Origin of the sequence: Kosakonia sp., assembly GCF_032052965.1 — a bacterium.
In the GTDB taxonomy this organism is placed as follows: Bacteria; Pseudomonadota; Gammaproteobacteria; order Enterobacterales; family Enterobacteriaceae; genus Kosakonia.
In genome coordinates this window covers 21,109-32,189 of record NZ_DAMBVN010000002.1, presented here as the reverse complement: position 1 = coordinate 32,189, position 11,081 = coordinate 21,109, and the positions used below count along the sequence as shown (strand labels likewise).

Annotated in this window: 7 protein-coding genes; all 7 read left to right on the top strand. The window is 53.3% G+C overall.

Going from position 1 to position 11,081, the window contains the following annotated elements:
- The first annotated feature begins 14 nt into the window (after positions 1 to 14).
- Entirely contained in the window at positions 15 to 803 is a 789-nt protein-coding gene (locus tag RTX30_RS03510; RefSeq protein WP_312686899.1) for a hypothetical protein, read from the top strand.
- 625 nt (positions 804 to 1,428) lie between these two features.
- Positions 1,429 to 2,577: a type VI secretion protein gene (locus RTX30_RS03505; RefSeq protein ID WP_312686897.1), complete on the top strand. Its 1,149-nt coding sequence runs from the start codon at positions 1,429 to 1,431 to the stop codon at positions 2,575 to 2,577.
- Positions 2,561 to 5,959, top strand: a complete 3,399-nt coding sequence (locus tag RTX30_RS03500; RefSeq protein ID WP_312686895.1) for an ImcF-related family protein — start codon at positions 2,561 to 2,563, stop codon at positions 5,957 to 5,959. Before RTX30_RS03505 ends, RTX30_RS03500 begins: the two co-directional genes overlap by 17 nt.
- Positions 5,959 to 7,545 carry a type VI secretion system protein TssA gene (gene tssA / locus RTX30_RS03495; protein WP_312686893.1) on the top strand — a complete coding sequence of 529 codons (1,587 nt, stop codon included), beginning with the start codon at positions 5,959 to 5,961 and terminating at the stop codon, positions 7,543 to 7,545. The genes RTX30_RS03500 and tssA overlap by 1 nt, the downstream gene beginning before the upstream one ends.
- A gap of 200 nt (positions 7,546 to 7,745) precedes the next feature.
- A complete protein-coding gene (gene tssF, locus RTX30_RS03490; RefSeq protein WP_312686891.1) occupies positions 7,746 to 9,509 on the top strand; it encodes a type VI secretion system baseplate subunit TssF in 1,764 nt (587 codons plus the stop codon).
- The gene (tssG, locus tag RTX30_RS03485) at positions 9,473 to 10,564 is read left to right on the top strand and encodes a type VI secretion system baseplate subunit TssG (RefSeq protein ID WP_312686888.1); all 1,092 of its coding nucleotides are present in this window, start codon (positions 9,473 to 9,475) and stop codon (positions 10,562 to 10,564) included. Before tssF ends, tssG begins: the two co-directional genes overlap by 37 nt.
- Positions 10,545 to 11,081: a type VI secretion system lipoprotein TssJ gene (gene tssJ, locus RTX30_RS03480; protein WP_409429793.1), complete on the top strand. Its 537-nt coding sequence runs from the start codon at positions 10,545 to 10,547 to the stop codon at positions 11,079 to 11,081. Before tssG ends, tssJ begins: the two co-directional genes overlap by 20 nt.

Genomic DNA, 11,081 nt, shown 5'->3' with positions numbered 1-11,081 from the left:
TCATGGTATTACCGATGGCAATGTTTGTGTCTGGATGCTACAATAACTTGATAAATAAAGACTTATCACCCCCCGCAGATACTAAGTGGTTTAACATTGAAATAAAGAATCCATTACAATACACAAAGCCTTTCCCTCCTGAAGTCAGATATATTTCTCAAATCTGTCTGAAAAAACGGGTGAGCGGATTTGATGGTTCGGTAATTTCTGAACCTGGTTACAATGTTATTAAAATACCTATACAGCAAGAGAGTAATGATATCTGGAAAGCGAAGGTTGCAATTACCGGCGGAGGTTACTGCAAATGGACTTTGAGCGCTGTCAGTTTAGGTATAAAATATACTGATGCAACACACCTTGGTAAAGAACTCGTCCCAGGTTCAGCTGTAGGATTGATCATTGCTTTAGATAACGATGCATCTCGTAACGGGCAGTATGATTCTTTTTCAGGAAACTTTTTTAGCTATTCCCCTAAATACTACCCTGTTATAGAGCGATGGAGTTCCCAGAATAAAGGACCTCATGCTGACAAACTGAATTTATTTGGAAAGGAACAATCTTTTTGGAAAATCACATTGTATTCTTCAAATAAAGAAATATCGATTAAATACCTACCATCGATTGATGAAGAACGAAAAGTTGAAATGATTTTCCCGTATAAAAAAAACAAGAAGTCATCATATACTTTCATTTATCCAAATGGGGATCGAGAACAATCAAAAAATACGAAACCAGATTTTAAAAAAGTTGAAGTAAAAACAAAACCCCAGAAATCATTTAGTGCGAAGGTAATAGATTATTAAAATCATTTTAAGCGAACAAAATAACACCAATACAAGTTCGCAGTTGATATTTTTAATTATCGCCCTACAGTTATAAGAGTGTATCTGAATGAAAAGGAAATTGTTCCTGTGAGGTCAATTGATAGTAGCACCTTCAGAGTTGATTGTGATGAATATATAACGGTTAATAATTATAAAGAAAGTAGTATTCCTTACTATGAAGAAGCAGACCCCGATGGGCAGGAAGAAGTGTCAATATCGTATCCGCAACTTTTTCAGCATATGAATCAATCATCTGCGCGGAATTAACAGAACATTATATCATCCAGAAAATTAGAAATGGATGGAATGATTTTCGTCGAATTGATTAATTTTCAGAATAAAAACCTTGAGATTAACAATGTCAAAAAAATTATTACTTAGCGACCAAATAACGCATAGCAGGGAAGTTATTCCCGTATCGCCAACAATGATTATAAAAAAGTAACCCAGGTTGATAATATTTTTAGTTTCTCCTAAAAGACACCATTGTGAATGGTTCACCGACATGGTTCTTAGACGGAAAAACTATCGTTGCTGTCGGCTGCAAATGCCATTGCGGTTATCAGCCGACCTCCAGGGACAGGAATGCAAATTAGGATGATCAATGAGCTGGGAAAGAGTTAAATCGTTAACGACAGAATTGCCCCCAAAACCTTCGATAAGGTGGTGGTTTTTAACCGGCGTGCTGATGGCCATCGCTGGGATTTTATTATTTATGATCAACGCCTCTGGTATGATGATAGGGCTGACAAAACTTAATATCTGGTTGGTTTCTCTGGCACCGTCTGGGATCTGGTTTATTCTTCTTTGTCTGCGAGGCTGGTTGTGGGATAAAAAAGCCAAAGAGCATGCATTCCTGAAAAAAGAGGCAGAGCATGCCCAAAAAAAGTGGGAAGCCTGGTCGGAAAGATATCTAATTATTTCCGCATGCAGCATTGTGCTTCCAGATAGGGTGACGGCAGAAGCGATTCTGATATCGTCTGTTGATACTCTTCCTTGCAGAGGGACGCTGACAAGGCGGCTGCATGATGTTAACAACCCGCTAACGCTTGCTCTGGCAAGCCTGCAGTCAACGCTTTGTCAATTGCCATGTGATCTCCCCGTTAAAGTCACCTTGGTAACCGATCTGTCTGAACCAGAGCTGCCAGAACTCTTTGCCAGTACCTGGACCACCTTGTTTCCACAGCGCGATCTTCCTGAGAACATCACATTAACACCTTCATTTTCAATTGGATGGGCGGAAGAACGTCTGAAGCAACCCACTTTGACTGTCGATCTGATCCTGGTAATGCAACTCTGTGGGGGAGACGCCTATTCTGACGGGCTGGCCGCGCTGCTATTGACCAGCGACGACGTGTCAAAAAAATACCGTCTGCCTCACCCGGCACGCCTGCTACGGCCTATGCCACTCAATATGGATAAATTTGAAGACGATTTCACGCTGTTCCTTGAGACCCAGACGGCAGCCTGCCGGACAGCCGGTGTACTGGGCGACAGCTACAGCTGGGAAACAATTGCCGCGCCACTCATGATCATCGGGATCGAGCATGGTGTCGGTTGGGATCCCACTGCGCGTATGTTATTGGAAAAATGGTGTGGGATTCCGGGACCGGCGGCCCCGTGGTTACTAATAGCCCTGGCAGCCGATCTGGTCAGTCTGGGTAAGACCTCTCTTTTGACGTTGTTCTCCTCCGGAGAGGAACGCTTTATCAGTACCGTCACACCAGGGAGTGAAAATGAACACATCGGGTAGTCTGTTTGGCCGCCTCGGGTGGGTTGGGATCGTGCTTGCTGGCGTGGTGGCGCTCGGGTGGCTTATCACCCACTATGGTGCACATATAGGTATAGAAACACGCAGCGAGCAGTTCCAGACATTGGCGTTCCTGTGTCTGGGGCTGGCGTTTATACATTACCTGTCAGTAATCAAAAAAATCTCGCAGGAGTTTGCTCATCGCCGTAAAGCCCGGCAAGAAAAGAGCTTACCTGAAGAAGAATTCCGTCTGTCACAAACACCACCATATAACGTTACAGTTGGAGATATTCGTCAGGCACTGCGCCATCAGTACGGCAAAATCTGGGGTCCTAAAGTCCGCATCCTGCTGGTCATCGGTCACGTTAGCGACGTGGAACAACTGACGCCCGGGCTGACAACACAATACTGGCAGGAAGACCAGAGAACCCTGTTGCTTTGGGGTGGGAATCCTGCTCAGCCAGAAGACAAAGACTGGCTTACTGCACTGCGTCACCTGCGTCATCGCCCTGCAGATGGTCTGGTCTGGGTGACTGGCGGCCTGGGAGAGAAACCCTCAGCCACTCTAACCGAAAATGCATTGGACTTATTTACCCGTGCCATTGAAACCCGCTATGCGTGCCTTGGCTGGCGGCTACCGCTGTATGTCTGGTCGATCGAGCAAGGCGCTGATGATGCTGCACGCATCATTCAACCGGTTGGGTGTCTTCTGCCTGCGAGGTGCGGCCCGGACAGATTAACCGCACAACTGCAGGCACTGCAGCCAGGCTTGATCACACAGGGTATCCAACAGATCTGTGACGCACCGCAGCACTACTTCCTGCTGTCGCTGGCCGATCGTCTCACCCGCAACTTATCTTCCATCACCGGGCCGCTGTCCGCATTGCTCAGTTCCTACCGTCCACTGCCGCTGGCAGGTATTTTATTCAGCCCGGCTACGATCGCCGGGGAGCGAAGCGTGAAACATCATTGGGGAATGGACAAACGCTGGGATGTGCTCCCAGATTCAGTACAGGCGCTACCCACAAGTCTACGTCCGTCCCGCCCCGGTCTACGCGGATACAGGGTACTGACAATCTTCGCAGCCACACTTCTGGTGCTGTGGGGAGCGGGAATGGTAGTGTCCTTTCTTGCAAACCGCGGCCTGATCGCGAATGCGCAGGGGCAGGTTCGCCAGGCTCAGGACGCTCTCCAGCCTCTATCCGGGCGATTGCTGGCACTGGCTGATTTGCAGAAAACGCTTGCCCGTCTGCAGTACCGCGAAGCGCATGGCGCGCCCTGGTATCTGCATGCTGGAATGAACCAGAACGCAGACCTGCTGGCGGCAGTAACCCCCCGCTATGTACAAAGTGCCCTCCCCTTACTGCGTGACGCCGCTGCCGCACACCTTGTGCAACAGCTTAAGATCTTCATACAACTCCCGCCAGGCAGCCCACAGCGCAGCCGGTTGGCAAAAGCTGCGTATGACCAGCTAAAGCTCTACCTGATGCTGGCGGAACCAGCACGCATGGATCCGGTCTGGTTCAGCCGTACGCTGATGCGGGAGTGGCCGCAACGTGAAGGCGTTACGCCAGGTATATGGCAGACAAACGCTCCGGCACTGCTGGCATATTACGGCGCGCAGTCGGTGGCTCATCCGCTATGGAAACTGCCGGCAGATGAAGGGCTGATCAGCCAGAGCCGCACCCTGCTGATCCGACAGATGGGTGTGCAGAACAGCGAGGCTACCTTGTATCAGAAAATACTTGTACAGGTAGCGCACCAGATTGCCGACATGCGTCTCGCGGATATGAGCGGCGGCACCGATGCCGCCCGGCTTTTCACCACAGATGAGGTGGTACCCGGTATGTTTACCCGCCAGGCATGGGAAGAGGCGGTTCAGCCAGCCATTGACGCTGTAGTTAAGGGGCGCCAGGAAGAGATGGACTGGGTTCTGACCAACAGTACCCGAACGACCCAGCAACAGCCCTCACCAGAGGTCATTAGAGAGCGGCTGACGAACCGTTATTTTGCTGATTTTGGCGGGGCATGGCTGAACTTCTTAAACAGCCTGCAATTGCGGGAAGCGCGAACCCTTTCCGATGCGATTGAGCAAATGACCCTGATGGCAGATGTGCGTCAGTCCCCGCTAGTTGCGCTAATGAACACGCTGAATATCCAGGGGCGCACCGGCCAGACAAAGGTAGCAATGACGGAGTCGCTGGTTAAATCGGCTAAAAGTCTACTTGCGCGGGACAAGCGGCCAGCAATAGACCAGAGTGCCATTGTACACGGCCCACTGGATACGACATTCGGGCCGGTGCTCGCCCTAATGGAGAATCAGGCGGGCAGCAGCGAGGGATTAAGTCTGCAGGCTTTTCTAACTCGCGTCACCCAAGTTCGACTGCGCCTGCAGCAGGTTACAAATGCGCCCGACCCGCAAGCCATGACGCAGACGCTAGCCCAGACAGTGTTTCAGGGCAAGGCGGTTGATTTAACCGACACCCGTGACTACGGCAGCCTGATGGCTGCGGGGCTCGGCCAGGAGTGGAGTGGTTTTGGCCAGACTGTTTTTGTCCGTCCAATGGAGCAGGCCTGGCAGCAAGTACTCAACCCGGCGGCAAAAAGCCTGAATGCCCGCTGGCGTACCGCCGTGGTCAACGACTGGAACAGTGCTTTTTCCGGGCGCTACCCCTTCAAAAACGTCAGCAGTGATGCCTCACTTCCGCTATTGGCAAAGTACCTTAATGCGGATAACGGACGTATTGTCCGCTTCGTGCAGACCAGTCTAAGTGGTGTTCTGCGCCTGGAAGGTAACCACTGGGTACCCGATACTATTAATGCTCAGGGTCTGTCCTTTAATCCGGCGTTTCTGACTGCCATGAATACCCTCAATCAGATAGCGGATGAGGTCTTCACCGATGGCGAAGCGGGTTTGCACTTTGACTTGCGTCCTGGCACTGCGGCCGGTGTGATGCAGACGGATCTGGTTATCGACAGCCAGAAGCTTGTTTATGTTAACCAGATGCCCGCCTGGAAGCGTTTCACCTGGCCGGCTGACACAGAAGCTCCCGGCGCCAGCTTAAGCTGGATTAGCACCCAGACTGGCACCCGCCAGTATGCCGATCTGCCGGGAAGCTGGGGTCTGATCCGCCTGCTCAGCATGGCCCGGCGGGAGGCGTATCCGGGAGCCGCCAGCAGCTGGATCCTCAGTTGGGCGGCGAATGACGGCCGCTTGCTTAACTACATCCTGCGTACCGAAGCAGGGGAAGGGCCGCTGGCCCTACTCAAACTGCGCAATTTCACCCTGCCGGACACCATTTTCAGCGTCGATAACACCCTATCGTCGTCGATGGATAACATGGATTTTACGGATACAGATAACGCTACAGAAGGAACTGATTAATGGCCTCTATCCATGCCCTGATGGGTGCCTGTCAGATTACCCCGCAGGACGCCGAAGAACGTGCACAGGCGCGTATTCCATTGTGGGAACAGTGGCTCGCGCCGCTGATGCTTGATAACCCCACCGGTGATGACCCCGGTTACGACGATGACTTCCAGCAGATGCGTGAAGAAGTCAATAAGCTTTCCGGGACCGATACAGCGCTTGTCTGCCAGCTTGCGGAGAAACTGCTGACCACCAGCGCCAAGGATATACGTGTAGCCACCTATTACACCTGGGCACGGCTGCAGCATGACGGCGAAAAGGGGCTGGCAGACGGACTGGAACTGCTGGCCGGATTATTACAGCGTTTTGGCGGGCAATTACATCCGCAGCGTGGCCGTAGCCGAACAGCAGCGCTGGAATGGCTGTGCAGCTCCCGCATGCTGGACAGCCTGGCGCGCTATCCGGAAGTGGTGAAGAGCGATACCCTGCGTATCGTCGGCGCACTGTGGTTGACAGAGCAGACCTTCGCTGATGTTCCTTCCGCTCCGTCGCTAAGTGGGTTGTATCTGGCGCTAGAAGCCCGCCTGATGAAAGCCGGGGGCGTCGATGCCATGGTGCCGCAGAATGTGGCAGACACACCGGCGACCGCTGCGGCGCGCTATACGCCTGAGTTGTCCGGTATCGCCTCAGGGCAGGATCTGCTTTCACAGGCTCGCGTCCTGGCAAAATACCTGCGAGAGCAGCCTGAAGGCTGGCTGTCCGGACATCATCTAATGAAAAGTATCCGCCATGACACTCTGTATCAGTTACCGCCGCTCTCTGCAGATGGTAGAACACGCATTGAGCCGCCCAAATCAGACCAGCGCGCTCTGCTAAAACGACTGTATCTGCAACAAAATTGGCTGGAGTTGCTTGAACAAAGTGACAACATATTCGCGCGAGGCGCCAACCATCTGTGGCTGGATTTGCAGTGGTATATCCACCAGGCGCTGCTGAAAACCGGACAGGAGCATATTGCCACCATCATTCAGAATGATTTGAAAGGACTGCTTTCACGCTTGCCGGGTCTTGAGACGCTGGGCTTTAACGATGGCATGCCGTTTGCCGATGAAGTAACGCAGAACTGGCTACGTCAGCAGATTATGGACAACGGCGAGTGCTGGCACGAAACGGTCTCTGTAATGCCCGCAGCAGCCACTGATGGCAACGATATTCTGGCGTTGGAGCAGGAAGCTCTGCAGGTGGCGGACAGCAAGGGTACAGAGGCTGCACTGAACTGGTTACAAAGCCGCCCTGGTATCCACTCTGACCGAAACCGCTGGCTGCTGCGTCTGCTGATGGCAAGGGTAGCCGAACAGACGGGTAAAAATGACCTGGCCTTGCATCTGCTCAGTGAACTGGACGAACGCGCCAGTCTGCTTACCCTGCCGCTGTGGGAGCCGGAGCTGCTGTTCGAGGTACGAGCCCGTCTTTTGAAACTGCTGCGCATGAAGGCCGGGCGGAGCGAGAGTGACAGAACCCGTTTGCATCCTGAAATGGAACACTTGCTGGCTCGGCTGATTGAAGTCGATCCGGCACGTGCGGCGGTACTGTGCGGATAATGACAACGTTACAACGACAAAAAACATGACATTGAATTTTATACCAACGAAGATTCAACACGTTTTTACCCTGTGCAATTCGCAACCAATGTCGTTACTACATCCTTTGCAGTTGTGGCTGATACTGCATTTTCCCCAATATCGCAGCGTGTTTTAAACCTCCTCAACAACTCTTTAAGACGTTATTAACCCGAATATTTATGGACGATTTAACCTTGCGTTATTTTGACGCCGAGATGCGCTACCTACGGGAAGCCGGAAAGGAGTTCGCGCAGACCCACCCGGATCGCGCGGCTCTTCTCGATTTGGATAAAGCCGGTACTCCCGACCCGTATGTAGAACGCCTGTTCGAAGGCTTTGCCTTTTCCATGGGCAGGTTGCGGCAGAAAATTGATGATGACCTGCCGGAGTTGACTGAAAGTCTGGTCAGTATGCTCTGGCCCCACTACCTGCGGACCATCCCATCCCTGTCGGTAGTGGCTCTCACACCCCAGCTTTCAGCAATGAAAGTGGCCGAAACCGTACCGGCCGGGCTGGAAATTAGCTCCCGGCCCGTTGGGCCTAAAAATACCGTTTGTCGCTATCGTACCACCCGTGCCATACCGCTGAATCCGCTGACGGTAGAGAAAGTCTCTATGACGACAGAGCCAGATGGCCGCTCGTTGCTGAGAATTAGTTTTGCCTGCAGCATGCAGACAGACTGGTCTCAGACTAACCTGAGCCGTCTTTGCCTCTACCTGGCTGCAGAAACCCCGGTCAGCAGCATCCTGCACCTGATGATGACAAAACGCCAGGCCGCCCTATACTTGCGGCTGCCTGGACAGACTGAACGGATACGTCTCGACGGCGGGTTTTCGCCCGGAGGCTTTGCGGAAGAAGACCGCCTGTGGCCCAAAGGCGACAGCGCCTTTAGCGGTTATCAGTTGCTGCTGGAATATTTCACCTTTCGCGAGAAGTTCATGTTCGTTCACCTGAACGGGCTGGAAAATATTACCCTGCCGGCGGGTATCCAGGGATTTGATATTGAGGTGATACTGAGCGAGCAGTGGCCGACAGACCTGCCGGTAACAGAGGACGCCCTGTGTCTGCACTGCGTACCAGTGATTAACCTCTTCACGCTTGAAGCCGATCCGCTGACCATCAGCGGTCTGGATAGTGAATACCTGCTGCGTCCCAAACGTCTGCAGGACGGGCACACAGAGATTTATGCCGTGGATGCGGTGACAGGATCCGGGCGGACCGGCAGCGCGGAATATGTCCCCTTCACCAGTTTCCGTCACCGGGGCGGTATGCTGCGCCGCGACGCACCAGAGCGCTACTATCATACCCGTGTGAAGCGGGGCGTCACAGGAATGTACGATACCTGGCTGATTCTGGGCGGCCAACAGTGGGAGGCCGACCGGGCGGCAATGCGGGAAACGGTTTCGCTTCGCATCACTGGCACTAACGGCCAACTGCCCAGGCAGGCGCTCCAGAGCACCTTGCTCGATCGCTGTGAGCAGACGCTACAGACCCGGGTAAGCGTGCGTAACCTCTGCAAACCCACCCTGCCGGTCTATCCCCCTGCAGAAGACCGGTTTCACTGGCGGGTAATGAGTCACCTCGGTACCGGTTTTCTCAATATGATGAGCAGTGCTGAAGTGCTGCGTAGCACGCTCGCACTCTATAACTGGCGGGAGGATGAGCTAAATAATCGCCGTCTTGATGCCATTCTTGCGGTACGACACCACCGGATTCAGCGTTTTGAAGGGGGTTTTCTGCTACGGGGCCTCGATATCGAGGTAACACTTGATGGCAACGGCTTTACCGGCGAGGGGGACGTCCACCTGTTCGGGGAGATGCTCAATCGTTTCCTGGCCCTGTATGCCGACATGAATCAATTTAACCAGCTCACGCTCATTGTTCAGCCAGAAGGAAAAGGTCTCCGGTGGAAAGAGAATCACAGTCTGCGTCTGCCCGGTTAATCGCGCAGTTCCGGGAACAGTTACCGTACACCAGTTTTTACCGCTTTGGTCAGTTACTGGAGCAGAGCCAGCCCGGTGCACCGGTCACTGGCAGTAGTTGGCTCGCCAGACAGGAATCCGTGCGCTACCGGCCGCATCCAGGAATGGGATTTCCGGCGAGTGAAATCAAAGGGGCAGAAGTCCCGGAGCATTCACACCTGCCGCCTACCGTGCGCGTCACTTTTATGGGGCTCTACGGCGTGGAATCCCCACTACCCACTCACTATATCGATGACATCACGCAACAGCGCGAGGGGTATGAAGCGACGGCGGATTTTTTGGATATTTTCAACCACCGCCTTATCGCCCAGTATTACCGCATCTGGCGTAAATACTCGTACCCGGCCACCTTTGAGGCAGGCGGGCAGGACAATATCTCGCAGTATCTGCTCGGGCTGGCCGGGCTCGGGATACCGGGCTGTGCTCAGAACATTGCCGGCCCGGTATCATGGTTTCTGGCTCTGTTGCCGGTCATGTTGCTACCCGGACGAACAGCAGAAGGGCTGACCTCGCTGGTTAGCCTGTTGGCACCCGGAACACAGGCCCGGATCAGCCCCCATGACCGATGCCGTATTCCGTTGAAAACCCGGTTGACCATGAGCGTACGCCAGCCGGTCAGCCTGAAGGGTCGCCCGGTAATGGGCGACCATGCTACCGATGTAAACGGCCAGGTGTTGCTGCAACTCACTACAGAAGCGATTCAGGAGGCGCGTGGCTGGTTGCCTGGCGGGCAGTCGCATACCGACTTGCTGGCACTGCTACACGTCTATCTCGGCAGCCGTCTTGATGTACGTCTGCAACTCCGCATGGATCGTGCTTTGCTCCCGGATGCACGTCTCAACTGCCATCCGGCACATGACAGTTCACAACTGGGACGTACCGCAGTAATGAAGCCGCTATCGAAGGCTGCGTTATCGGTGCCTCGGATGCTGACCATCAGTCTGGGCCGTTATCAGCGGGTTCAGGAGAATTATCAACATAAGGAGACATATGAAGATGGCGATTACCGCTGGTAATACCGGCCCCGCCCTGGCCGTCGTACTGCTTTCCCTGGCGCTGTCAGGCTGTGGCCTGACGCAAAAAATGGTGGACAGCACGGTGACTATGACCAAGTCCGTTTTTTATAAACAGGTGAAAACGCTGCATCTGGACATTCGCGCGCGCGAAGCCGTTAACCGCAATGCAGGGGGCATCCCCTTGTCCACCGTGCTGCGGATATACCAGCTAAAAGACCGTCAGGCCTTTGACAGTACGGACTATCCTTCCCTGTTTGCCGACGACAGCCAGTCCGTGGAAGAGGACGTTGTCGCGCAGAAAGATATCCGGCTGCTGCCCGGCGGCGCCGTAATGGTCGACATGCTAATGGATGACGCGACGCAGTATGTGGCGGTAGCGGCCATGTTTATTGCTCCGGACCAGGATCGAAACACCTGGCGGTTGGTACTCAGCCGCAATGATCTTGACCCTGACATACCCCGCTTGATCGAAGCTGGTGATAACCAGCTAGCGCTGAAACCCCTCGAGAGCCAATAG

Bases quoted from the DNA above. Each gene is read 5' to 3' on its own strand.
- RTX30_RS03510 (WP_312686899.1), top strand. From the start codon at position 15: ATGGCAATGTTTGTGTCTGGATGCTACAATAACTTGATAAATAAAGAC.
- RTX30_RS03505 (WP_312686897.1), top strand. From the start codon at position 1,429: ATGAGCTGGGAAAGAGTTAAATCGTTAACGACAGAATTGCCCCCAAAA.
- RTX30_RS03500 (WP_312686895.1), top strand. From the start codon at position 2,561: ATGAACACATCGGGTAGTCTGTTTGGCCGCCTCGGGTGGGTTGGGATC.
- tssA (WP_312686893.1), top strand. From the start codon at position 5,959: ATGGCCTCTATCCATGCCCTGATGGGTGCCTGTCAGATTACCCCGCAG.
- tssF (WP_312686891.1), top strand. From the start codon at position 7,746: ATGGACGATTTAACCTTGCGTTATTTTGACGCCGAGATGCGCTACCTA.
- tssJ (WP_409429793.1), top strand. From the start codon at position 10,545: ATGGCGATTACCGCTGGTAATACCGGCCCCGCCCTGGCCGTCGTACTG.